Here is a 26,403-nt window from a genome sequence, read left to right on the forward strand (position 1 = left end):
ATTGCCGTTCAGGATCGAGAAGGACGCGTCATTGTCACGCTCCGCCCAGCTGCCGAGCGCGCTCGCCCACAGGGAGCCCATCGGCCGGTCGTCTTCGACCACGGCCGGGTCGGCGACGCCCGTCACCACCTGGCGGGTGGCCAGCACGTCGCGCAGATTCTCCTGGCGGGTCGACCAGGCATCGGCCGATTCACGCCAGATCTCCTGGCTGCTCGACACCGCCGCCAGCGTCTCGAAGACCTCACGATCGGGCAGGCCGACGAGCAGATGATCGCCATTCGCCGCATCGAACAGCAGGTCGTAGAAGAACAGGCCTTTGTCGATCGGTCCATTGGCGAGCACGAAATCAGCGGCGGTGGTGGTGCCGTCCGCATGCGCCACCAGGATGCCGTTGGGATTGTAGCCGCCCGGCCCCGCATTGGTGTCTTGGACGAAGATCTCGGTCACACCGGTCACGTTGCCGCCGACATCGAGCACATCGGCCACCGATCCCGCACCGCCCAGGAAGGCGTCGATCGCAAGACCGCCGCCATTACCGTTGTAGTTGCCGCTCGTTTCGAGCCGGTCGGAGATATTGCTGCCATCGCCCGTGGCCTGATCTTGCAGGTCGATGCCGGCGAGGCCATTGTTGTTCAGGTTCTCGAGATTGGCGAACGTCGTCGTCTCGGCAACGCCCGCTTCATCGCCAACGACGATAACATTGTTATTGTCGACGACATCGTCGCCAAGGGCGAAATCGCTGATGCCTTCCGTGATCCAGAAGAAGTCGTTGATCAGGTGGTCGGCCTCGGCACCGGTTTCCACGCGTCCGCCAAGAACGTTGTTGTTGTCGATCGTCGTGGGTCCGCCCATCGTCCGGATCGCCAGACCCGAGTCGGTGAGCGACGAATTGGCGATGAGGAGGTCGTTGGTGATCTGGATAGCCCCGCCGCCGCTCGTCGCCGTGACGCCCGCAACGGCGCCCAGCGCTCTCACATTATTGTCGATAGTTACGGTGCCGGCGCCGGTCGCGCCGGCATTGATGCCGGCGCCGGTCGTGCCGCGAACTTCGGTGGTGGTAAGGCCGGACACCGTGACATCGACATTGCCGCCGGCGGAACTCTGGGCGTTGACGCCGTTGCCCCCCGTACCGGTGACATTGCCGCCGGTCAGAACCGTCACATTGCCCGATGCCGTCGCCTGGATGCCGTCGCCGGCATTGCCGGTGACCGCCGCCGTATCCGTGGTGACCTCGACGGTGCCCGAGTCCGCATTGGCGTCGATGCCGTTGGTGCTGCCGGTAACCGCCGTATGCACCTCGACGTCGGTATTGCCGGTGCCGTCCGCATTGGCGAAGATACCGGCGCCGGCCGTGCCGCTGATCAGTGTGCCCGCCGCGCCGTTCGTCGTCACATTGACATTGCCGTTGGTGCCGGACACCGCGTTGATGCCGATGCCGCCCGTGCCGGTGACATTGCCGCCCGTGCTGACCGTCACGAGGCCCGAAGCCGTCGCGTCGATGCCGTGGCCGGCCTGGCCAAGGACCGCCGCTGTATCCGTGGTGACCTCGACCGTGCCCAGGACCGCATTGGCATCAATGCCGACCGTGCTGCCGGTAACGGCCGTATGTACTTCCACATCGACATTGCCGGCGGTTGTCGCCTCGGCAAAGATGCCGGCGCCGGTCGTGCCGCTGATCAGCGTGCCGGCAGCGCCGTTCGTCGTGACATTGACATTGCCGCTGCCGGACAACGCGTTGATGCCGATGCCGCCAGTGCCGGTGACATTGCCGCCCGTGCTGACCGTGACGAGGCCCGAGGCCGTCGCGTCGATGCCGTGGCCGGCCTGACCGAGGATCGCCGCCGTATCCGTGGTGACCTCGACCGTGCCGTCATCCGAATGAGCGTCGATACCGATCGTGCTGCCGGTCACGGCGGTGTGCACTTCCACATCGACAAGGGCGCCGACGCCGCCTGAGGAGGCGTTGATGCCGGCGCCGCCCGTGCCGCTCACCAGCGTGCCGGCGGCTCCGTTCGTCGTCACAAGGACATTTCCGACCGACGAACTTGCATTGATGCCTGAACCACCGGTGCCGGTGATATTGCCGCCCGTGCCGACAGTGACGAGGCCCGAAGCCGTCGCGTCGATACCATGGCCGGCCTGGCCAAGGATCGCCGCCGCATCCGTCGTGACCTCGACCGTGCCGTCGACCGCATTGGCATCGATGCCGTTGACACTGCCGGTCACGGCGGTATGCACCTCGACATCGACATTGCCAGTGGCTTGCGCTTCGGCATTGATGCCGTCGCCATTCGCGCCGCTGACCAGCGTTCCGGCGGCGCCATTTGTCGTCACTTCGACGCTGCCATTGCCGGTCGAGGTGGCGTTGATGCCGTTGCCGACGGTGCCGGTGACATTGCCGCCGCTGCCGACCGTGACGTTGCCGGAGGCCGTGGCATCGATGCCCGAGCCGTTCGTGCCGGTGATCGCCGCCGCGCCCGTGGTGACATCGACCGTGCCGCCCGCCGCAACCGCTACGATGCCGTTGCCGCCAGTGCCGGTCACCGCCCCCTGCGCATCGATGACGACATTGCCGAGCGTACTCGCATTGGCCAAGATGCCGTTACCCGATTCGCCGACGACCGGGGTCCCCGCCTCGGTGGTGATCTTGATATTGCCGCCCGCCGCGCCGCCGCTGTTGGCCACGATGCCGCTGACGGAGCCCGTCACCGAGCTCGAGTCTTCGATGATGATCTCGGTGTTGCTGTCGACGGCCGAGGACGTGATGCCGTGGCCGGCATTGCCGTCGACATCGCTGTCGCCGGTCAGATTGATGAAGCCATCGCCGCCGGTGACGCCGTTGAAGGTGATGCCGTCGAAGGTCCCGTTGACGTCATGATTCTGCAGGGTCAGCGAAAAATTGCCGTTCGCATAGGTGCCGTTGCTGCCCACATATGTGAGGGTGTCGTTGGTCACACCGATGAAGCACACCGTGCCGTTGGCCCCGTCGACGCCCCCGACGCAGGCGGCGGCATAGGTCTTGTTGACCGTCGCGCCATTGACCAGGACAAGGCAGCTGGTGAGGATGGAAGAGTAGAACAGGCCCCGCGCCACGGAGCGGCTCACGCCCCTGTTTGCCGTGACCGCTTCGGCCGAATTCAAACGGCCGAATCCAGCGGATTTCTTACGCAGCATGAGTGTCCCCCGACGTAAAGGTACCAAAATTACGCAGAGACTATATGGCGCCAGGGGAACCCCGCTAGTGATTCCTTGAGGTAAAGAACCATTTTTGGGAGAATGTTGTAAAAATGTGACAGATTTGCCGCGTATTTTGCCTTTCTGCAACTGGAGGAAGAACGCAGCCGCTGATTCCTTAATAATTCCTCAACGATTTCTTATACCGCCGGTGCAAATTCGCTACGCCGACGCACGTCACCAACTGTATCTGACACCCAGATTGCCGGAGATCGCCTCCAGGTCATCAGAGAACTGGTAATTGCCACGCAGGAAGCCGGACCAACCTTCGGGTGCGGCCACGCTGAAGCCGAGCGACACATCGCCCACCGTCTCGCCCGGTTCATCCGATACGCCGAAAGCCGGGAAGCCGGGCGTCGCGATCGTGACGTCGTTGCTGCCACCGTTGAACTCCTGCCAGACACTCGCCGTCACATCCGACGAATAGACCACCTGGTTGGCGCCAGTGTGATCATAGCCGAGACGCAAGCCCAGCCGACCGCGGACGCTCGTCTCATCGTCAAAATCGACAGTGCCGCCCAGGATGTCGACATCGTCGATCTCGGTATGCACCACCGCCAATGCCGCCTGCGGCTCGATGAAGACGCCTTCGCCGCCGCCGATCTTGTAGCCGGCATCGATCAGGCCGCCGATATTCAAGGCATCGGTATCCTCGTCGTCGGCGCCCGGCGCATCGGGATCGATGTTGATGTTGAGGAAGTCCGCCTTGACCAGCATGTCGACATAAAGCGCGTCGTTCAGATAGGTCGCATAGGCGCCGAGCGACGGGCCGTCATAGGTCCATTCGGTGTCGGTCTCGTTGAATGTGAGCTTCGAGCCCGTATAGCCGCCGAACACGCCGAACAGCCAGGCATCGCCCTGACCTTCGGTGGCGAAATCGAAGCCCGCGAGGCCGCCATAGATCGACTGCTTGCGGTCGGTGACGTCGATGCCGTTACCCTGGTCGCGCTCGAGCCAGGCACCGACACCTTTGATCCAGAAGCCCGGCCCCACTTGTCCGGCTGGCGTCGGCGCGACCGGCTCGCTGTAATCGGCGACCGGCGTCACTTGCGTGCCCGTGAGCAGCGGCCTCAGATCGGCCTGGCGCTGCAAGAGCGTGCCGGTCGTCTGATACCAGATGTCCTGCGCGCCGGTGATGCCGGCGGCAAACTCGTAAGCACCGGTGCCGACCCCTGAGGTGAACAGCTCCTGCGTGGCGCCATCACGTCTCAAATCCCAGGTGAAGAAGCCGACATTCAGCGGCCCGCCGTCGAGCACGAAGTCGCCGTCATGCGTGGCGCCGCCATTGGTCATCTCGACCACGGCGATGCCGTCGCTATTGGCGCCCGACACGCCGGTGACATTGACCGAGACCCGGGTCACACCGTTGGTGCTGGCCGTGGCGCCGTCAATGATCAGCCTGTCCGACTTGCCGGTGCCGGGCGCACCCAGCAGCGCATCGACCGCGAGACTGCCGCCGGTGCTCGCATATTGCGTGGCGCCGCTCATGGTCAGCGTATCGCCTTCCTCGCCGTCGGCCATGGTGATCAGGCCGAGGTTATTGAAGGCCTCGAGCCTCAGCAATCCGACATTTTCGTCCGCCAACGGATCATCTGCCGAAGCGACGACGCCGCTGTTGGTGAAGATATCGGCGCCGACGCCGAAGTCGGAATTGCCGCGCGCCGCGAAGATGCCACCCGCCTGGTTGTCGAAGCTGTCGCCCTCCGCCGTCAGATCGATGCGGCCGAGGACCGTGCCCGCATTGAGAATCTCGGTCGAGGCGCCCTTGGCATTGATGGCCTCGAGATTGGCCGCCGTGATCAATCCTGAATTGACGATGTCGATATCGCTGTTGGCGACAAAGCCCGGATTGATCTGCGTGGCGACGACGACGCCGCCCAAAGCGCCGGTGATCGTGCCGCCGGTATTGTTGATCGCGATCGTGCTGTTGTCGCCATTGGCCATCGCCTTGACGCCGATGCCGACGACATCGATCAGATTGGTGTTGGTGACCGTGATCGAGCTGGCGCCGTTGCTGCTCTCTTCTGAACCATCCTGGCCGTCCGCGCCGGGCGCGGCTGTTCCCGCTTGACCGTCACTGCCATTGTCTCCCACGAACGAGCTTCCGGTGCCGCGGGGGCCAAAGCCGCCCTTTGAGCCGGCCGTGGCGCCGCCGCCCTCACCAAGCGTCCCGGCAGCGCCGGAGCCCGCCGTCGTCATGATGTCGATGCCGTTCCCGCCGCTCGAGAAAATACGGCCGTCATTGGTCACCGTGACCGTGGCGTTGCCGCCTTGCGCCGTGCCGGCATTGCCGCCGGCGCCACCGGTGGCACTGCCGCCATCGCCGCCATCGCCACCGTCACCACCTTTGCCGCCCGTCCCGCCGGCGCCGCCGGCGCCACCCGCGCCGGCCGTGGCAATACCACCACTGCCGCCCGCGCCACCCGTCGCATTGCCGCCAGTGGCGACGACGACGATCGCCGTCCCGGCCGACTGTATGTCGCCCTCATTGCTGACATCGACCGTCGCCGAACCGGCGATGGCGTTACCGCCATGACCGCCCGCACCGCCCGTGGCGAGGCCGCCATCGCCGCCATGGCCGCCATCGCCGCCGACATTTCGCGTGCTGTCCAGAAAACCGCCCTCACCACCGGCGCCGCCGGCGCCGCCCGTCGCCCCGGCCGCGTCCCCGCCATTGCCGCCGGCGCCGCCGGCGGCATTACCGCCACGGGTATTGATGCTGATGGCCTGACCCGTCGAGGTGAAGACACCGCTGTTGGAGACCGAGACATCGGCATCGCCGCCGGTGGCGTCGCCCCCCTTGCCGCCGGCGCCGCCCATTGCATCGGCGTTACCGCCGCCATCACCCCCGAGACCGCCAATGCCGCCGGAATTGCCGATGACGCTTTCATCCCCAGGGGCTGTGCCGCCGCGGCCACCCGTACCGCCGGCACCGGCCTGAGCGGTCGTCGCGTCACCGCCCGTGCCTCCGGCGCCGCCGGCACCCGCGCCGCCCGACGATTTGATGAGGATGCTGCCATTCGTATCGCCGGCGCGGTCGACGGTGATCGTCCCGGCATCGCCACCCGTGCCGTTGCCGCCACTGCCGCCAGTGCCGCCAGTGCCGACCGACGCAGAACCGGAACCTCCAGCGCCGCCATTGCCGGCCAGATTGCCGGCGGCAAAACCGCCGCTGCCCGGATCGCCGAGAGTTCCACCGAAACGGCCGGCGCCGCCCGCACCGCCGAGCGTGCCCGTACCCAGGCCGCCATCGCCGCCGCGGCCGGCGCTCGCCGAGCCGCCGATCGATCCGATTTCGATGATTCCGTCGAGCGTGCCGAGCACATCGAGCGTAAGCGTGCCGGTGTTGCCGCCAAAGGCATCGCCGCCGGCACCGCCGTCACCACCCCACGCATCGGCGAAGCCACCGGCGCCGCCCTCGCCCGCGTTCCCGGCGAGATTGTCGCTGCCGGACCCGATGCTGCCGAGGAAGCGGCCGTTGCCGCCAAGGCCTCCCGCGCCTGCCGTGCCGCCGCTCCCGTCACCGCCGTCACCGCCGGCGCCGCCTTGCGCCGCGCCCGCCATGAGCATCAGCGAAACGCCACCCGACAGACCGCCCTGCGATGTGATGCTGACCGGACCGACATCGCCGCCGCGGCCGTCGCCACCGGCGGCGCCCGAACCGCCCCGACCGCCGGCAGCGCCACCCGCGCCGCCCATGCCACCATCTCCGGCCCGATTGCCGTCGCCATTGGCGACCTGGCTGAAACCGCCCCCGGCGCCGACATTTCCGCCATTGGCACCGGCGCCCGCTATGCCGCCGGTTCCGTCACCGCCGGCACCACCGGCGCCACCGGTTGCCGAGCCCGCCGTCGCCGCGATCGTGACACCGTCGGCGATACCGCCAAGGCCTGCCGCAACCGTGATCGCACCGATATCTCCGCCCTGTCCGTTAGCCCCGATGCCGCCATTGCCGCCTATGCCATGGGCATCGCCGCCGGCGCCGCCCTCGCCGCCGGTGCTGCCGGAATTGTTGCTGACCGAGCCGCCCAGATCTCCAACCGGGCCGCCGGCACCGCCGACACCGCCGGCGCCGGCCGTTCCGGCTGTCCCGGCGCCGCCCGCGCCACCGGCGCCGCCGCTGCCATTGCCTGCCGTCACCTCGATCGCGACACCGTCTGCGATGCCGCCCAGGCCGGCCGCGACCACGATGTCGCCGATCGTGCCACCCTCGCCAACGGCGCCCGCGCCACCGTCACCGCCTGTGCCGTAGTTCGAGCCGCCGGCGCCGCCGGCGCCGGAATTGCCGCCGACATTGTTGCTGCCATTCGTGATGGTCCCGATGCTGCCCCCGGCGCCTCCGGCGCCGCCGATCCCGGCGCTGCCGCCGAGACCACTGCCGAGGCCACCGGCGCCGCCGGCGCCGCCAAGCCCGTCGCCGGCCGTTGCCGCGATCTCGACGAGGCCGCTGATGTCGGTCGCCTCGACCGTGATCGAGCCGATGCCGCCGCCCGTGCCGATGCCGCCGATGCCGCCGGCCCCACCGGCGCCGCCGACGCCACCGCCGTCACCGCCGCGGTTGCCGCTGCCGGCGGTGGTAAAGCTGTCACCATTGACGGCGCCCGTGGCGCCACCATTGCCGCCCTTGCCGCCGGCGCCCGCTGTGCCGCCCAGCGCATCACCGCCCGCGCCGCCGGCGGAGCCGGTTCCGCCGCCGGCACCCAGATCGATCTTGACGCCCGCTGAAATCACGCCATCCGCCGAAACGGTGACCGGGCCGATAGAGCCGCCAGCGCCATCGCCACCGGCGCCGCCGGCGCCGCCCGTGCTTAGGGCCGAGCCGCCCTGGCCACCTTGCCTGCCGTCGCCCGTGGTGATTCCACTGCCGAAAACGCCGCTGATCGTCCCGCCGGCGCCACCCTGGCCGCCTTGTCCGCCTGTGCCGCCCTCGGCGTTACCACCAGCGCCGCCGACACCGCCGACCGCCGCGCCGGCTGTGGCCGTGATGTCGACCGCACCCGTGATGTCGCCGGCCGCACTGACGAGGATCGTACCGATAGTGCCGCCGGTGCCGCCGGCGCCATCACCGCCATGGCCGCCGATCGCATCGGCCATGCCACCGTTACCCGCGAAGCCGCCCGAGTCGCTGGCGATGGTGCCCGTGCCGTTGCCGCCCGCGCCGCCCGTGCCGCCGGCGCCGCCCGTGGCGCTGCCGCCCGCGCCGCCATTGCCGCCATTGCCGCCGCCCGCCGTCACCACGATGGACGTGGCGCCGGTGATGTCGCCGCCGACCTCAACCGTGATCGTACCGATATCACCGCCAATGCCCTGGCCGCCCTGGCCGCCAATTCCACCCTGGCCCGATGCATGGCCGCCCTCGCCGCCGCTGGCGCCGGGTGCAAAGCCACCATCGCCATCGCCACCCTTGCCGGCATTCCCGCCGCTGCCGCCGGAGCCTGCACCGCCCGCGCCGCCGCTTCCGCCCTGGCCATCGCCGGATGTTGCGGTGATCGAAACCTCACTCCGGATATCCCCGGTAGCACTCACCTCGACGTCAACGATGCTGCCGCCGATACCGCTGACGCTGTTGCCGCCGGTGCCGCCGATGCCGTTCGCATCTCCACCAGCGCCACCTGGAAATCCGCCGCTCTGACCAATGCCGCCGGCGCCGCCGGCACCACCGGTGCCGCCATTGCCAGCGCCGCCCGCACCGCCATTGCCGCTCGTCCCGTCACCGCCGGTGAGCCCGATGGTCACGGTGGAGACGATGTTGCCGGTGACATCGACCGTCACGGCGTGGATCGTGCCGACAGTGGCACTCGCGCCGGTGCCGCCCTTGCCGCCCGTCCCCACGGAGCTGCCGCCGTCGCCGCCCGCCACTTCGGGATCGCCGTCAGCGCCCGTACCGGCCAGGCCGCCAGTGCCGGCGCCGCCGGCGCCGCCATTACCGCCCGTCGCCGCCCCCGTGGTGAGCGTCACGCCGAGTGCGTTGTCGATATCTTCGTTCAGAAGGATGTCGAGCGCGCCGATGCCGCCAGTCGTGCCGGCGCCGCCAATGCCACCGGCCCCGCCGGTGCCATTGGAGCTTTCGCTCGGGACGACCGCAGCCGTGCCGGTGCCGGGATTGCCCGGACCGGCATTATCACCCGCTGCGGGATCGGTGGCTTTGGTCACTGTGATGCCCACCCCTTCCGACCCGATCAATTCGGGAGGGAAAGGCAATGAAAACTCCCCGATGCCATTGACACCATCGCCGCCGGTGACATCGCCGGCAAAGGCCGGTCCCGCCAGAACAAGGCTGCTCAGCATCACCGTCGTCGCCAGTGCCGTGTGCGAGAGCAGCCTGGCCCGCCCCTGATATCCCGAACGGGAAATTGCGAACCCGGCAGCTCTGCGATCAGGCATGATTGTCCCTCATAGGCGAATATTTACCCAAGGTTTATCCCGCCCCTGGAAAGCTACGCCAGAGATTCCCAGGGGTAATTCAGAGATTGATCGACCCCTGTGATAATTTCGCAACAGGACACGAAATCACCTAAAGTTGTGACAGGGAGGGTCACACCAGTCTCCGGCTGCGTCACCAGGAATATCTGACGCCGGCGCTGCCGGCGATCGCCTCGAGGTCATCGGAGAACTGATAGTTGCCACGCAGGAACCCCGACCAGCCTTCCGGCGCCGCCACGCTGAAGCCCAGCGACACGTCTCCGACGGTCTCGCCCGGCTCATCCGACACCCCGAAAGCCGGGAAGCCGGGAGACCCGATCGACACGTCGTTGCTGCCGCCGTTGAGCTCCTGCCACACGCTCGCCGTCACGTCCGATGAATACACGACCTGATCGGCGCCCGTGTGGTCATAACCGAGACGCAGGCCCAGCCGGCCGCGCACGCTCGTCTCCTCGTCGAAGTCGATAGTGCCGCCGAGCATGTCGACATCATCGATCTCGGTATGCACCACCGCGAGCGCCGCTTGCGGCTCGACGAACACGCCCTCGCCGCCGATCTTGTAGCCGGCATCGATCAGGCCGCCGAGATTGATGCCGTCCGTATCCTCGTCATCGGCGCCCATCGCATCAGGATCGATATTGATGCTGAGGAAATCCGCCTTGACCAGCATGTCGATATAAAGCGCCTCGTTCAGATAGGTCGCATAGGCGCCGACCGACGGGCCGTCATAAGTCCATTTGGTGTCGGTCTCCTTGAATTTGAGATCGGAGGCGAGATAACCACCGAACAGGCCGAACAGCCAGGCATCGCCATTCCCTTGAGCCGCGAAGTCGAAGCCGGCGAGGCCGCCATAGATGGTCTGCTTGCGGTCGGTGACGTCGATGCCGTCACCCTGGTCGCGTTCGAGATAGGCGCCGACACCTTTGAGCCAGAAGCCCGGCCCCACTTGTCCGGCGGGCGTCGGTGCGACTGGTTCGGCGTAATCGGCGACCGGCGTCACCTGCGTGCCCGCAATCAGCGGCCTGAGATCGGCCTGGCGCTGCAGGAGCGTGCCGGTCGTCTGATACCAGATGTCCTGCGTCGCGGTGAGACCGGCAGCGAACTCATAAGCGGCCGTGCCGGCGCCCGAGGTGAAGAGCTCGTAGACATGGCCGCCGTCATCGAGACGCAGATCCCAGGCGAAGAGGCCGACATTGAGCGGACCGCCTTCGAGGACGAAATCCCCTGCCGCCGTGTCGCCCGTCACGTCGATCACCGCGATCCCGTCGGCATTGGCGCCGGAGATCCCGACGACATTGACGGCGACTTGCGTCGCGGTCGTCGGTCCGGTGGGGCTCGCCACCACATTGCCATTGATGATCAGAAGATCGGACTTGCCGTTCGCCGCGTCGCCCAGCACCGCGTCGACCTGCAGTCGTCCGCCGGAGCTCGAATAGGCGACATCGCCGGCATCGGCGGACATCGTGAATTTTTCCTCCGCCGCGCCATCGAGCATGCTGATCAGGCCGTTATTGCGAAACTGCTCGAGGCCGCTGAACTCGGCGCCTTCGACAACACCGGGGGCATCGGCGACATCGAGCATGCTGCCGGCAAGATTGTTGTAGATGTCGTTGCCGGCGCCGAAGCTCGAGTTGCTGCGCGCCGCGAAGACGCCGCCCGCCTGGTTGTCGAACGTATCGTCTTGTGCCGTCAGATCGATATAACCGAGCACCGCGCCCGTATTGAGGATCTCGACCGACGCCCCCTTGGCGTTGATGGCCATGCGGTTGCCCGCCGAAATCACCCCGCTATTGACGATGTCGATATCGCTGTTGGCGATGAACGCCGGGTCGATCTGCGTGCCGACGACGATGCCGCCCAGACCGCCCTCGATCGTGCCGCCGGTATTGTTGACCTTTATGGTGCCGTTGTCGCCATTGGCCGTCGCCTTGACGCCGATGCCACTGACATCGATCAGGTTAGTGTTGTCGACCGTGATCGCGCTCGCGCCGTTGCTGCTGGCCACGGAGCCATCCTGCCCCATATCGCCGGGATCGGGCGTAGCGATCGCCGACGCACCACCACCATAAGCACCTGTTCCGAAATTGGCGGCGCCTGACGTCGTCGTGATGTCGATGCCGTTTCCGCCCGTCGAGAAGATCCGGCCGTCGTTCGTCACAATGACCGTGGCATCGCCGCCTTCCGCCGTGCCGCCATTGCCGCCATTGCCGCCAGCGGCACTGCCGTTGGCGCCGCCAGCGCCACCGGAGCCGGCCGCGCCCCCAGCGCCCGCCGTGGCATCGCCACCGGTGCCGCCCATGCCACCCTGTGCGTTGCCGCCGGCGGCGATGATGGTGATGGCTGTCGCGGCCGACGTGATGTCGCCACTGTTGCCGACCTCGACATTCGCCGAACCGGCTGTCGCATTACCGCCATTGCCACCTACGCCACCCGTGGCATTGCCACCTGCGCCGCCGTCACCGCCAATACCGGCAATTCCATTAGCATTGCCGCCTGTGCCACCTGCTGCCCCCGCGCCACCGGAGCCGCCGGCGCCCGCTGTCGCGCCAGCGCCTTTGCCGCCATTGCCGCCCTCAGCATTGCCGCCAAACGCATTGATCGTGATCGCAGCCCCTGTCGAGGTGAAGATGCCACCATTGGAGATCGCGACGTCGACGTCACCGGCCGTGGCGCTGCCGCCATTGCCACCTGAGCCGCCCGCCGCATTGGCGCCACCGCCGCCGGCACCACCCATGCCGCCATTGCCGGCGAGATTGTTGACATCGTCGGCACCATCGAGAGTTCCGAAGTTACCGCCGGCGCCACCGGCGCCGCCATTGCCGGCCCGGCCAGTCTCGCCGCTCCCACCGGCCCCACCATCGCCAGCTTTGGCATTGCCGCCGGTCGATGTGACGGTGAGGATTCCGTTCGTATTGCCCGTACGGTCGATGGTGACCGCACCGGCGTTGCCACCGGTGGCGTCACCGCCATTGCCACCCTTGCCGCCATTGCCGACCGATGCGGAACCGGCGCCCCCTGCACCGCCACTGCCGGCCCGATTGCCTGTGGCATCACCACCGTCGCCGAAATTGCCGGCAGAACCGCCGCCAGTGGCGGCACCGCCTGTCGTGCCGATCTTGCCCGTGCCGTTGCCACCATCGCCACCTTTGCCGGCGGTCGCCGAGCCCCCCGTCGCCACGATATTGATGGCACCGGTGAGGGTACCGAGCACGTCGAGCGTGACGGCGCCGGTGCTGCCGCCATCGGCATTTCCACCGTCGCCGCCATTGCCGCCAAAGCCACTGGCCGCACCGCCGCTGCCGCCGCTGCCGCCGTCGCCGGCGCCATTGTTATGTGCAAAGCCGGTGACGTTACCCATGGTGCCGGCAGCGCCGCCAGCGCCACCTGAACCGGCCTCGCCGCCTTCACCCGCACCGCCGGTACCGCCGGCGCCAGCTGTCGCATCGCCGGCCACAAGGTCCATATCGACATCGCCCGTGAGGGCGCCGCCGGCAAAGATGCTGACCTTGCCGATGTCGCCACCGGTGGCATCGCCGCCCTTGTTACCATCGCCACCAACGCCATCGGCAGAACCGCCAGTACTGCCGGTGCCGCCGCCGCCGGCCCAAATATTACTTCTATTGAAACCATCGCCGGCACCGCCGCCCGTACCACCAATGCCGCCGGCACCCCCCGTACCGCCCATGCCGCTACCGCCCGCACCGCCGGCGCCGCCGATCCCCTTGCCGGCCGTTGCCGCGATGGTCGTGGTGCCGGTGATGCTGCCGCCGGCCGAGACGGTGATCGTCCCGATATCGCCACCAAGACCTTGACCACCAAGGCCGCCCATTCCGCCCTGGCCGGACGCTTCGCCAGCCAGACCGCCGCTGGCGCCAGGACCGACATAGCCGCCATTGCCGCCCTTGCCGGCATCACCGCCATTGCCCCCGAGGCCGGCGCCACCCGTGCCGCCTGTTCCGCCTTGACCTTTGCCCGACGTCACGGTGAGGGAAACCGTATTCCGAATATCACCGGACGCACTCACCTCGACATTGCCGACAGCTCCCCCGCTACCGCTGGCGCTATCACCACCTTTACCGCCGGTGCCGTTCGCGGCACCGCCGGCGCCACCCTGGCCACCCGGCTGACGGAATATCCCGCCATTGCCACCTACACCGCCGGTCCCCCCATCACCGCCGGTGCCAGCGCCGCCGGCGCTGCCATTGCCGCCCGTCCCCGCGCCGGCTGTCAACGCGAGAGTGGTGGTCGAGACGATGTTTCCGGTCACATCGACCGTCACCGGACCAATATCGCCGGCCTGGCCCTCACCGGCAACGCCGCCCGCCCCGCCGGTTCCCACGGAGGCGCCGCCGGCCCCGCCTGTGCCGCCGGGATTGCCGTTCGCTCCCAGAGCGCCATTGCCGGCCAGGCCGCCTAAGCCATCGCCGCCGGACCCGCCGTTACCACCGGTCGCAGCACCGGTGGTGAGTGTGATGCCGAGAGGATTGTCGACGTCCTCGTTCAGGATGATGTCGAGCGCGCCGATATCGCCGCTCGCGCCGAAGCCAGGCAATCCACCGGCTCCACCGGTGCCATTGGAGCTCTCACCCGGCGTGACCGCAGCGGTGCCCGTCCCAGGACCACCTGGACCACCCGGACCACCGCTTGCGGGGCCTGTCACCTTGCTCACCGTGATGCCCGCTCCTTCCACCCCGATCAATTCGGGCGGAAAGGGCGCCGAAGCAGCACCGCCGCCAGTGCTGCCGGCACCGCCGGTAACATCGCCGGCGACGGCGGGCCCCACAAGGACAAGGCTGCCCAGCATGATCGTCGTGGCCAGCGCAGTGTGGGAGAGCAGCCCGGCGCGATACGCCAAACCATGCGCAGCCAGGAGCGACCGCCGTTGCTGACTCAGATACCGTCCCATGAAACCCCCGTCCCCAACCAATATTGCTTTCAGACGACACTGCGTCGCACCGATCAGCAGGTCTATTCGAGGCCGAGTCCCACAGAAAGGCGCAGACTGGGCAATGAGACACCACGTCAATAGAATGAGACACCTTGCAAAGTCCGAGGGTGTTGGGCACCTTGGCGCACATCACGTTTGGGAGCCGCTCGCCTTATGGAACCGCCAGCGTCACGAAAGACCCGCCTTTCACCGAACAAGGTGAGTCTGTCGGTCAACGCCGGCAATGCGCGCGAATTCGATCTTTGGCGGTCGGGCTATTCCCCAATCTATGAGATGGACGCCGAAAGCGTAGCGGCTCGCTCTTCCTTCAAGGCCGGACTGACGGGCTACAACCTGGCGGATGTGGTCATCATCGATGGCTATTCTTCGGCAGAGAGGTTGCGGCGCACGGCACAGACGATTGCGCGCAGCAGCGTCGACCACATCAGTCTCACTGTCTATTCGGAGGGCGGATCCACTCTCGATATCGAGGGGCGCGCTGCCGAGATTCGGCCTGGCGATATTTTCTTTCTCGACATGACCCGCTGCAGCGCCTTGCGGGCATCCGACTACAAGAGCATGACGCTCATTCTGCCGAGAACGTTGCTTGCGCCGCATGTGGCCAATCTCGACAGCCTGCACGGCAAGATTCTGCCAGGAGCAAGCCCGCTGAACGAGATGCTGGCAGCCCATATGCGGATGCTCTACACTAAGGCTCCCGCGCTTGATGTTCCGGATATGCATGCGGCGGCGCGCGGAACAGCGGCCCTGGTTGCGACCTTGGCGGGGGCATCGGTCGACGGGCGCGAGCTGATCTCGCAAGTGGCTGTCAGCGCCTCCCTGGATACCTGCCGGCGCATGATCGACGCAACCCTCCATGACCCGGCTCTGGGGCCGGAGTTCTTATGCAACAGGCTGGGCGTATCGCGCGCCAAGCTGTATCGCCTGTTCGAGCCGCTGGGCGGCGTCAGCCAGTATATCCAACAGCGCCGGTTGATGCGCGCCTATCGGATTGTCGTCGACCCGACACATGCAGGCGAGCGTATCAGCACCATCGCGGCGCGATGCGGCTTCACCAATATCTCGGTTTTCAACCGGGCCTTTCGCCAAACCCATGGCGTGTCGCCGACCGAGCTGCGCATCGTTTCAACGAGTGCGGCGCTGGACGATTCCGAGCTCTCAGGGGATGGAGCCTTCAGAACCATGAAGCGTTGGCTGCATGGTTCTGATGCAGGAGTAACGTTATCAGCGGCCGAATAAAACCCGGCTCATCGATCGACTCAAAAAGTCAGCCAGTGGCAGCGCACGGTTGCGCGCTAGGAAGGCGTGGCCGCGATCCTGAAATCGCAAACAAAAGGGAGCGGAAGATACCTTCCGCTCCCCGTCCTTAGACCTTGAATCTGGTGGCTTACGCCGCTTTGGACTTCGACTTCACCGCTTTGAGAGTGAGGCCGTCCTTGCCGACACCGACATCGACCGTGTCGCCATCGACCACCTCGCCGCCGAGGATTTCCTCGGCGAGCGGGTCCTGCAGCGACTTCTGGATCACGCGCTTCAAGGGGCGCGCGCCATAGGCCGGGTCATACCCCTTGTCGGCGATCCATTCATGCGCCGCCTTGTCGAGCTTGACCGTGATCTTGCGGTCGGCGAGCAGCTTCTGCAGCCGCAGCAGCTGGATGTCGACGATGGCGCCCATATGCTCGCGCTTCAGCCGGTGGAACAGGATGATCTCGTCGAGCCGGTTGAGGAATTCGGGACGGAAGTGGCCTCTGACCACCGCCATCACCTGGTCCCTGACCTCATCGACATCCTGGTTCTCGCCGAGATTGACGAGATATTCGGAGCCGAGATTCGACGTCATCACGATCAGCGTGTTGCGGAAATCCACCGTGCGGCCCTGGCCGTCGGTGAGACGGCCGTCATCCAGCACCTGGAGCAGCACGTTGAACACGTCGGGATGCGCCTTCTCGATCTCGTCGAACAGGACAACCTGATAAGGCCGCCGCCTGACCGCCTCGGTGAGCGCACCGCCTTCGTCGTAGCCGACATAGCCGGGAGGCGCGCCGATGAGCCGGGCGACCGAATGCTTCTCCATGTATTCCGACATGTCGATGCGCACCATCGCGTGCTCGTCGTCGAACAGGAACGTGGCGAGCGCCTTGGTGAGCTCGGTCTTGCCGACGCCGGTCGGGCCTAAGAACATGAAGGAGCCGATCGGGCGGTTGGGATCCTGGAGACCCGCACGCGCCCGCCGGACCGCCGTGGAGACGGCCTTCACCGCTTCCGCCTGGCCGACGACGCGTTTGCCCAGCGCCTCTTCCATCTTCAAAAGCTTGTCACGCTCGCCCTCGAGCATCTTGTCGACGGGAATGCCGGTCCAGCGCGACACGACCTGCGCCACGTGGTTCTGGGTCACCGCCTCCTCGACCATGGGATTGCCCTTGGCCTGCTCCTCGACGTCCTTCAGCTTTTTCTCGAGCCCCGGAATGGTGCTGTAAGCGAGCTCGCCCGCTTTGGCGAAGTCGCCCTTGCGCTGCGCCTGCTCGAGAAGCGTGCGGGCATCGCCCAATTCCTTCTTGAGCGTCGCCGCCGACGCGAGCTTCTGCTTCTCGGCCGACCATTTCTGCGTCAACTCGCTCGAGCGCTCCTGGAGATCGGCCAGTTCCTTCTCGAGCCGGCCGAGCCGGTCCTTGGAGGCACGGTCGGTCTCCTTCTTGAGCGCCTCACGCTCGATCTGCATCTGCATGATGTCGCGGTCGAGCGCGTCGAGCTCTTCGGGCTTCGAATCGACCTGCATGCGCAGCCGCGACGCCGCCTCGTCCATCAGGTCGATGGCCTTGTCGGGCAGGAAACGGTCGGTGATGTAGCGGTTGGAGAGCTGGGCTGCCGCCACCAGCGCGGAATCGGTGATCCGCACCTTGTGGTGCTCTTCATACTTCTCCTTGATGCCGCGCAGGATCGAGATCGTGTCCTCGACCGTGGGCTCGCTCACGAAGACGGGCTGGAAGCGCCGCGCCAGAGCGGCGTCCTTCTCGACATGCTTGCGGTATTCATCGAGCGTGGTGGCGCCGACGCAATGGAGCTCGCCGCGCGCCAGCGCGGGCTTGAGCAGGTTCGACGCATCCATCGCGCCATCGGCCTTGCCGGCGCCGACGAGCGTATGCATCTCGTCGATGAACAGGATGATGCCGCCATCCGACGCCGTCACTTCCGACAGCACCGCCTTGAGCCGCTCTTCGAACTCACCGCGATATTTGGCGCCGGCGATGAGGGCGCCCATGTCGAGCGCCAGGAGCTTCTTGTCCTTGAGGCTCTCCGGCACGTCGCCATTGACGATGCGCAGCGCCAGGCCTTCCGCGATCGCGGTCTTGCCGACGCCCGGCTCACCGATGAGCACGGGATTGTTCTTGGTCCGCCTGGACAGCACCTGGATGGTGCGGCGGATCTCGTCGTCACGCCCGATCACCGGATCGAGCTTGCCGGCGCGCGCCGCCTCGGTGAGGTCGCGCGAATATTTCTTGAGCGCGTCATAGGCCTGCTCGGCGGAAGCGGAATCCGCAGTGCGGCCTTTGCGCAATTCATTGATCGCCTCATTGAGGCGCTGCGGCGTGACGCCGGCGTCCTTCAGGGCCTTCTGGGCGTCTGACTTCTCGATCGCCAGCGCCTGCAGCAGACGCTCGGCGGTGACGAAGCTGTCACCGGCCTTCTGGGCGAGCTGGTTGGCGGCCTCGAAGACGCGCGCCGTCTCGGGCGCGAGATAGACCTGGCCCGCGCCGCCGCCCGACACTTTCGGCAGACGCTTGAGCGCGGCTTCCGTGTCGGCGAGCGCCTGGCGGCTGTTGCCGCCGGCAGAAGTGATGAGGCCCGAAGCGAGACCTTCCTCGTCGTCGAGCAGGACTTTCAGAAGATGTTCGGGGCTGAAGCGCTGATGTCCCTCGCGCAAGGCAAGCGACTGGGCCGACTGGATGAAACCACGAGCCCGCTCGGTGTATTTCTCAAAATCCATATGTACTCTCCTCCTCGGCACGTTTCCGGAGCCCTGAAAGGCACCCCGTTAACGCCGTCATTGGCTGATTGGATCATCCCACCCCGGAACAAAACCCTCAAGTCAGGCATTCGGCTCCAAGGGGGTGATTTCCCGTCCGAGATATGGGAATGATTTTCCCATTGGCAAGATTGAGCACCTTATTTCCATGCATGAAATCGATGAAAATCCGAGGGAAACGGCGGTCGGACGCGACGTCGCAGGGGCCTCAGAGCCGACCCGGCTGGAGCGCCTCCTGTTCCGGCTGGAAGCCCAGCACCGCTGCCTGAACTGGGCCTTTGGCGAGATCGCCGGCCGGTCCGGCCCGGTGCTCGAGCTCGGCCTCGGCCATGGCCGGACCTTTGACCATATGCGCCGGCACCTGCCCGGGCGCGACATTTTCGTCTTCGACCGCGAGATCGACTGTTTTCCCGACTGCACGCCCGATGCCGAGCATCTGATTCTGGGCAAGCTGTCGGACACCTTGCCCGAGGCGCGTTACCGCTTCGGCGGTAAGGCCGTTCTGGTGAATTCCGATGTCGGGACTTATGACGAGGCGATCAATGCCGAGATCGCCGAAGTGGTGAGCGGCGCTCTGCCGGCGCTGCTGGCGCCAGGGGCGATCGTACTGTCGGACTTGCCGCTGACGCTGTCGAACGCAAAGGCTGTGCCCTTGCCGCATGCAGTGAGAAGCGAGCGGTATTTCGTCTACCGCTCGCTGTAATTCTTTATTTTACGCATCGGCTTATCCGAGAACCGCACACACTTCTCGGGCCGATGCTCTAATCTTCGCTCGGCGCCGCTTCCTTCGCCGCCCTCGGCTTGCGGGCGCGCGTCGGGCGCTTCAGGAAGGACGGCTGCGGTCCGTCCCATTTCTCGGCCGAGCCGTTGATTTCGACGGGAGCGGGAGCGGCGGGTGCCGCGGCCGGCGCCGGCGGGGCGGCTTCGGCGACCGGCAGACGGGGCTGCTCGGGCTCGACGGCCGCCGGTTGCGGCTGCTGCTCATCGCGCCGCGCCTGATAGGGCTGCTGGCCACCCTGCTGATAACGATTGTCGCCGCCCTGCTGATCACGGTTGTCGCGGCGGTTCTCCCAGCGCGGGCGGAAGCGGTCACCGCGGTTGTTGCGGTCATTGCGGTCGCGGCCCTGACCCTGGTTATGCTGCTGATCCGGCCCGCGATTGTGCTGGAAGTCGCGATTGTCGCGGTTGCCCTGTTGATAATCGCGCCGCTCGGGTCCGGCATCGAAGCCGTCCGGCTGGTCGCCGGCGTCCTGCGCGAAGCCCGGCCGCTCATTGCCGATCTCGGGCTGGCCGTCATCGCCTTCGCCCTGGCCATCCATCTCGTCATCTTCGCCGAACTCGTCCTCGGGACGACGAAATTGCTGCTGCATCTGCTGCTGATAGGCCTGGGCTGCGGCCAGGATGCGCAGATAATGTTCCGCATGCTGATAATAGCTCTCGGCCATCACGATGTCGCCGGAGACCTGGGCATCGCGGCCGAGCTGGAGATATTTGTCGGCGACGGTCTGCGCCGTGCCGCGCACTTTCACGTCCGGCCCGTTGCTCTCATAGACGCGATTGAGCGGGTTGCCGCCGCCACCACCGCCTCCGCCGCCACCACCATTGTGACGACGATTCCGGCCGCGGCCCCGCTTGTTGTGCTGCCCTGGTCTCATTTTTTGCTCATGCCTTAGTTCAGATTCATACTGTCCGCGGTTTTTCCCACACGCAGAATCACATCACGCCGGTCCGGCATGATTTCTGATCGACGATCGACTCTCAAACGAGCCCTGCCAAGTCGGTCCCTGTGGTTTAGGTAAGGTCTTGCTCTGCCTGAGAACGTATCCTGGCAAGGAGCCGTTACATTTCGACCGCGCTAATCTTAATGTGGAAGGGACTATTTGCCTTGGAGGGCCGTCCCGTCACCTGCCGTCTAGCGCCGATCGCAACGGGCAGAACGAAATACCGATTAATAACGTAGCCCTTCCCCCCGGCATTTCCAACCCCTTTTTTGTCGCGCTCAGGCCTGTGTAAAACCGAGACAGCGGACATGCCCGGCGAGGTCTTTCCAGCGGCTCTCGGGGACCAGCCTAAAGGCCTTAAAAATATCTTCTATTTCAAGAGCTTGTCCTTCCCCTATTTCGACGATCACGCGCCCCTGCGGGGCCAGGAAGGAGAGCGCCCGGGCGGCGATTTCCCGATAGGGACCGAGACCGTCGGGCCCGCCATCCAATGCTGACCTAGGGTCAAAATCTTGCACATCCGGCGCCAGTGTCGGCAGAATCGCCGTGGGTATGTAAGGTGGATTCGACAGGATCAGATCGAACTGGCCCTCGATCCCCGCAAACCAGCTCGCCTCGATGAAGCTGGCGCGCGCCATGACGCCCAGCCTTTCAGCATTTGCCCGCGCCACTGCCAGCGCCTGCGGGGAAATATCCGTCAGGACGGCCTCAGCCAGAGGACGCTCGGCGAGGAGCGTGAGGGCGATGGCCCCGGTGCCGGTGCCCAGATCGATGAAGCGGCATGGCCTGTCCGCCGGCATGAAAGTGAGCGCCGCATCGATCAAAGTCTCGGTATCGGGCCTGGGGTCGAGCGTCGCCGGCGTGACCGTGAAGACCCGGCCATAGAATTCGCGGTCTCCCAAGATACGCGAAACCGGTTCGCCCTTGAGCCTGCGGTCGATGAAAGTGCGAAAGCGCGCCGCCGCGTCGGCGGCGACCGGCCGGTCGGGATCGGCGATCATCGCCTCGCGGGTGAGACCTGCGGCTGCCTGCAAGAGCAATCGGGCATCGAGCGCCGGCGTCGCATGGCCCTGCCGCTCCAACGCCAGCTTGGCGGACCTCAGCAGCTCGCTGGCTCTATCTTCTTCCCGCATCGGGGATCACGCCTTTTCCCCTCGCCCCGCGAAGCGGGGAGAGGGAGGGACCCGACGCGTCAGCGTTGGGAGGGTGAGGGGCATCCCTGTTACCGTTCCTTCTGACACAGCATTCACAACTGACTTGTTTAGCATTGCACCAAGAGACCGCGCGCCCCTCACCCTTCCCGCCGCTCTGCGGCGGGCCCCTACCCTCTCCCCGCTTCGCGGGGCGAGGGTAGAAGGATCATGCTGCATCGGCCTCGGCGGCGGCGAGCAGTTCCGCCTGGTGCTCGGTCATCAGCGCACTGACCAGCTCGTCGAGCCCCGGCCCTTCGATCACCTGATCGAGCTTGTAGAGGGTGAGATTGATCCGGTGGTCGGTGACCCGGCCTTGCGGAAAATTATAGGTGCGGATGCGCTCCGAGCGGTCGCCCGAACCGATCTGGCCGCGCCTGGTGGCCGAGCGTTCGGCATCGAGGCGCTGGCGCTCGCGCTCATAGAGCCGGGCACGCAGGATTTTCAGCGCCTTGGCCTTGTTCTTGTGCTGCGATTTTTCATCCTGCTGGGCGACGGCGAGACCGGTCGGCAGATGGGTGATGCGCACCGCGCTGTCGGTGGTGTTGACCGACTGGCCGCCCGGCCCCGAGGAGCGATAGACGTCGATGCGCAGATCGGCATCGTTGATCTCGATATCGACTTCCTCGGCTTCCGGCAGCACCGCCACCGTCGCCGCCGAGGTGTGGATGCGGCCTTGCGCTTCCGTCGCCGGCACACGCTGCACCCGGTGCACGCCTGATTCGAATTTGAGCCTGGCATAGGCCCCCGCCCCGGTGATGGTGGCGATGATTTCCTTGTAGCCGCCGTGATCGCCGTCGCTCGCCGAGATCACCTCGACGCGCCAGCCCTGGATCGACGCGTAGCGCTGATACATGCGGAAGAGATCGCCGACGAAAATCGCCGCCTCGTCGCCGCCGGTGCCGGCGCGAACCTCGAGGATGACATTGCGCTCGTCCGCCGCGTCCTTGGGGAGCAGGAGGATCCTGAGCTGCTGCTCGAGCTCATCGATGCGCTTTGCAAGATCGGGCTTCTCGGCCTGGGCCATCTCGGCCATGTCCTTGTCGCCCGACTGGATCATTTCCTCGAGCCCGGCGAGGTCGGAACGCACTTTGGCGTGCGCCCTGGCGGCCACCACCACCGGATTGAGCTCGGCATATTCCTTGGACAGCTTCACGAAGGTCTCGCCCGAAGCGCCTTGCGCGAGCTCCGCCTCGATGACGGCGAAACGCTGCTGGATGCGGTCGAGCTTGGCTTGCGGAATGGCACTCATGATGGCGGGCTTGTAGAGCAAACTTCGCAGAAAAGGAAATGGCGGAAGCTCGACGCTCCCGCCAATCCCGGTATTCAAAGTTCTCGCGGGATTATCCGCGCTTTTCGAGCGCCTGGATATCGAGTGGCTGGCCGACCAGGATCTGGCCGGGGACGCCGAGAATGCCGCGCTCACGACCATCGATCATGTAGGAGAGCAGGCCGCCGTCGCGGGCGATCACCACCAGCCCCGGACGGTTGGGCACACTGTAGGTGTCGCCACCGCGCAGCATCTGCGTCATCACCACATTGCCTTGGGAGTCCTCGATGCGCACCCAGACCGGCGCCTTTGCCTTGAGCACCAGACGCGCGCCGTCTTCGCCCGAAGGCTGAGCGGCGGCCGTCTGCTTGGGGGCGGCGGGCTTGTTGGGCGTCGGCACCGGGGCCGCGGCCTGGCCGGGCGTGGCGGTTGCCGGAGACTCGAAATTATCCTCGATCAGGGCGCCGATACCGGACAAAGCATCCTCTTCGCTCGCCGGATCCTGGCTGGTGGTCGCGGTTTCTTCCGTCACCTTCGGCTCGACCGCCTCGGGCATCGGTTCTTCGCTGACCGCCACATTGGTCTGGCTTTCGCCGGTCGATGCGGTGGGCATCGGATCGTTTTCGGGAAGCGTCTCTTCCTGGGCGACCTGCTGATCGGGGCCCGCATTGGGCACCGGCTGCATCAGCCAGCTCGCGGTGGCGAAAAGCAGGACGGCGCCGAAGCAGGAGCCGATCACGCCGCCCGCACCACCCGGGAAGGACTTGATGTTAAACCGCGGGAACGGCGGCAGCTTGCCGAATCTGAGGATCTTGGCGCTCGACAGCGGTCCCGGATTGGCCGGATGCACCTTCGACCCGGCGGTCGCCGGGCGCGGCAGGAAGGCCGCGTAATGGGTGACCAGCGGCTCGGGCTCGAAGCCCATATACTCGCCATAGATGCCGACCATTTCGAGCGCCTGGAGCCGTTCCGGCAGGCGCGTCAGGTCGCCCCGCTCGATGGCCTCGACATGATAGGGGTGAATACCGGTGGCCTCACCGACCTGGTCGAGGGTCAGGCCGCGCTTTTCCCGCTCGCGCTGCAGATACCATCCCGCCTCGCCGGCGGGATTGAGGTCCCCGTCAGGCTTTGGGCGGAAAAACGGAGTCGCATCGCCCAGCGCGGGATCGTCGCGGTCGAGATCGGCGGATAAAGCATCCATGGAGCACTTCTCCAGACAACCGGCCTTAACTCGCCGGTAACGCTAACACTCGCCTGAAGATGCCTCAGAATGGTAAGCAGAAGGCTAACGCCGCCTCATCTTGGCACGTTAAATCAACCTGATGCCGGCCGACTTAGCGTAAGAGCTGAGCGTTTCGCGCAGCGAATGGTCGGGCCGGGCCAGCAGCGGCTCCATGAATTCCCACAATTTCACCCGGTCGGCCGAGAGGATCATGGTCTTGACCGGACCGATCGCCGCCGGCGCCATCGAGATCGAGGTGAGGCCAAGGCCGATCAGCGCCATCGCTTCGATCGGCCGGCCGGCCATCTCGCCGCATAGATTGACATGGACGCCATGTTTCTGCCCCGCCAGCACGATGGCGCGGATGGTTTTCAGCACCGCCGGGCTCAACGGATCGTAACGATGCGCGAGGCGCGGATTGCCGCGGTCGGAGGCATAGAGGAACTGCACCAGGTCGTTCGACCCGATGGAAACGAAATCGAGCTCGGGCAGGAGCTGGTCGAGCTGCCACACCAGCGCCGGCACCTCGATCATGGCGCCGACCTCGAGCTTGGCCGGAATCTTGTGGCCGTGTTTCTTGAGATAACGTTTCTCGTCCTCGATCATCGCCTTGGCGGTGACGAACTCATGCACCTCGGCGATCATCGGGAACATCACCCGCAAGGTCTGTCCGGCGCCGGCCTTGAGAAGCGCCCTGAGCTGCAGGCGCAACAAAGCCGGCCGGTCGAGCGCCATGCGGATGGCGCGCCAGCCCATGGCCGGATTGTCTTCTTTCACCTGGCGCAGATAAGGCAGAAGCTTGTCGGCGCCGATATCGAGAGTGCGGAACGTGACCGGCCGCTCATTCGCCGCGGCGAGGATGCCGCGGTAATGGCGCACCTGTGTATCGAGGCGCGGAAAATGCTGCGCCATCATGAACTGCAGCTCGGTGCGGAACAGGCCGATGCCTTCCGCACCGGAATCGCGCAGATGCGGCAGGTCGACGAGCAGGCCGGCATTGATGCCGAGATCGATCTTGACGCCGTCGCGGGTGATCGCCGGCGTGTCGCGCAGCGCCGCGAACTGGGCCTGGCGCCTGGCATTGAAGCGCGCCTTGTCGGCATAGGCCTTTTCGATTTCGGGCGACGGGCGCACATAGACCTCGCCCACGGTGCCGTCGAGGATGATCGGCGTGCCGGTGTCGACGACATCGATGATGCCTTCGCTCTGGCCCATCGCGGGAATACCGAGTGCGCGCGCCACGATCGCCACATGGCTGCCATGGCCGGCCTCCTCGAGGATCACGCCGCGCAATTTGGTGCGGTCGTAATCGAGGAGCTCGGCCGGGCCCATATTGCGCGCCACCACGATGGCGTTCTGCGGAAGGTCGCCGCGCGACGCGGTGGCGATCTGGCCGGTCAGAATACGCAGGAGCCGGTTGGCGAGATCGTCGAGATCATGCATGCGCTCGCGCAAATAGGGATCGGGCGTGCGCATCATGCGGGCGCGGTTGTCGCTCTGCACGCGCTCGACCGCGGCTTCGGCGGTGAGGCCGGTCTCGACCGTCTCGCGCAACTTGTTCACCCAGCCGCGGTCATGCGCGAACATGCGGAAGGTCTCGAGCACTTCGGAATATTCACCGCCGCGCGTATCGGTGCCGTCGATGAGCTCGTCGATCTGGGCCCTGAGCTGCTCGATCGCGCCGTCGAGGCGGAGCTTCTCCTTCGGGATGTTTTCGGCGATGAGATTCTCGACCACCACGCGCGGCTCGTGCAGCACGACATGGCCGAGCGCTATGCCGTCGGCCAGCGCATCGCCCTTCACATGGTGGCTGCGCACATGGGAGATGTCGGCGGCGACGTCACGCGCCACATCGGTGAGGCCGCCCGAGGCGATGATCTCGGCCAGCACCATGGCCGTGGTCTGCAGCGCTTCTTCTTCCTCATCGGTATAATGGCGCCGCGTGCGGTTCTGCACCACCAGCACGCCGATGACGATGCCGTTGCGCAGGATCGGCACGCCGAGGAAGGAGTGATAGGCTTCTTCACCGGTCTCCGGCAGGTATTTGAAGGCCGGATGCGCCTGGGCGTCGGCGAGATTGAGAAGCTGCGCCTCGCCGGCGATGGTGCCGACGAGACCTTCGCCGACATTCAGTTTCGACAGATGGACGGCTTCGCGCTTGAGGCCTTCGGTGGAATAGAGCTCCAACACCTGGCCCGGCCGCATCACATAGATGGAGCATACTTCCGCGACCATGTTGGCCGCGATCAGGACGACGATCTTGTCGAGCCGCTTCTGCGCGGTCTCGGGCTCCGCCATGACCTCGCGGAGCCTTCTGAGAAGAACACGCGGGCCTAAGGCGGATGTGACCATCAGGCGGTGTCCTCATGTG

Annotated in this window: 11 protein-coding genes; 2 read left to right on the plus strand and 9 right to left on the minus strand. The window is 66.1% G+C overall.

Annotated features, from left to right (window positions below; all coding sequences use genetic code 11):
- The 3 genes from JHL16_RS35425 to JHL16_RS35280 all read right to left on the minus strand — a co-directional run.
- A partial coding sequence (locus tag JHL16_RS35425; RefSeq protein ID WP_200186124.1) for a hypothetical protein occupies window positions 1–3,105 on the minus strand: 3,105 nt, incomplete at its 3' end.
- Window positions 3,106–3,411: 306 nt separating this feature from the next.
- Window positions 3,412–9,618 carry a hypothetical protein gene (locus tag JHL16_RS35275; RefSeq protein WP_200186125.1) on the minus strand — a complete coding sequence of 2,069 codons (6,207 nt, stop codon included), beginning with the start codon at window positions 9,616–9,618 and terminating at the stop codon, window positions 3,412–3,414.
- A gap of 172 nt (window positions 9,619–9,790) precedes the next feature.
- The gene (locus JHL16_RS35280) at window positions 9,791–14,563 is read right to left on the minus strand and encodes a hypothetical protein (protein WP_200186126.1); all 4,773 of its coding nucleotides are present in this window, start codon (window positions 14,561–14,563) and stop codon (window positions 9,791–9,793) included.
- A 195-nt stretch (window positions 14,564–14,758) separates the two neighbouring features.
- On the opposite strand from JHL16_RS35280, the gene JHL16_RS17395 reads away from it, so the two are divergent.
- Window positions 14,759–15,844: a helix-turn-helix domain-containing protein gene (locus JHL16_RS17395; protein WP_200186127.1), complete on the plus strand. Its 1,086-nt coding sequence runs from the start codon at window positions 14,759–14,761 to the stop codon at window positions 15,842–15,844.
- A 148-nt stretch (window positions 15,845–15,992) separates the two neighbouring features.
- Here the strand turns inward: JHL16_RS17395 and clpB are convergent, their stop codons facing one another.
- Window positions 15,993–18,590 carry an ATP-dependent chaperone ClpB gene (gene clpB / locus JHL16_RS17400; RefSeq protein WP_200186128.1) on the minus strand — a complete coding sequence of 866 codons (2,598 nt, stop codon included), beginning with the start codon at window positions 18,588–18,590 and terminating at the stop codon, window positions 15,993–15,995.
- Window positions 18,591–18,777: 187 nt separating this feature from the next.
- On the opposite strand from clpB, the gene JHL16_RS17405 reads away from it, so the two are divergent.
- Window positions 18,778–19,332 (plus strand): class I SAM-dependent methyltransferase, encoded by a 555-nt coding sequence (locus JHL16_RS17405; protein WP_200186129.1) that lies wholly within the window; start codon window positions 18,778–18,780, stop codon window positions 19,330–19,332.
- A 58-nt stretch (window positions 19,333–19,390) separates the two neighbouring features.
- Here JHL16_RS17405 and JHL16_RS17410 read toward each other — a convergent pair whose 3' ends face one another.
- The 5 genes from JHL16_RS17410 to ptsP form a co-directional block, all read right to left on the minus strand.
- The gene (locus JHL16_RS17410; RefSeq protein ID WP_200186130.1) at window positions 19,391–20,284 is read right to left on the minus strand and encodes a DUF4167 domain-containing protein; all 894 of its coding nucleotides are present in this window, start codon (window positions 20,282–20,284) and stop codon (window positions 19,391–19,393) included.
- A 344-nt stretch (window positions 20,285–20,628) separates the two neighbouring features.
- Complete coding sequence (gene prmC / locus JHL16_RS17415; RefSeq protein WP_200186131.1) at window positions 20,629–21,483, minus strand: peptide chain release factor N(5)-glutamine methyltransferase; 855 nt, start codon at window positions 21,481–21,483, stop codon at window positions 20,629–20,631.
- Window positions 21,484–21,709: 226 nt separating this feature from the next.
- Complete coding sequence (gene prfA / locus JHL16_RS17420) at window positions 21,710–22,792, minus strand: peptide chain release factor 1 (protein ID WP_200186132.1); 1,083 nt, start codon at window positions 22,790–22,792, stop codon at window positions 21,710–21,712.
- A gap of 91 nt (window positions 22,793–22,883) precedes the next feature.
- Entirely contained in the window at window positions 22,884–24,011 is a 1,128-nt protein-coding gene (locus JHL16_RS17425) for a helix-turn-helix domain-containing protein (RefSeq protein WP_200186133.1), read from the minus strand.
- A gap of 108 nt (window positions 24,012–24,119) precedes the next feature.
- The gene (ptsP, locus tag JHL16_RS17430; protein WP_200186134.1) at window positions 24,120–26,384 is read right to left on the minus strand and encodes a phosphoenolpyruvate--protein phosphotransferase; all 2,265 of its coding nucleotides are present in this window, start codon (window positions 26,382–26,384) and stop codon (window positions 24,120–24,122) included.
- Window positions 26,385–26,403 lie beyond the last annotated feature (19 nt).

Origin of the sequence: Taklimakanibacter albus, from assembly GCF_016595235.1 — a bacterium.
Lineage (GTDB): Bacteria > Pseudomonadota > Alphaproteobacteria > Rhizobiales > Aestuariivirgaceae > Taklimakanibacter > Taklimakanibacter albus.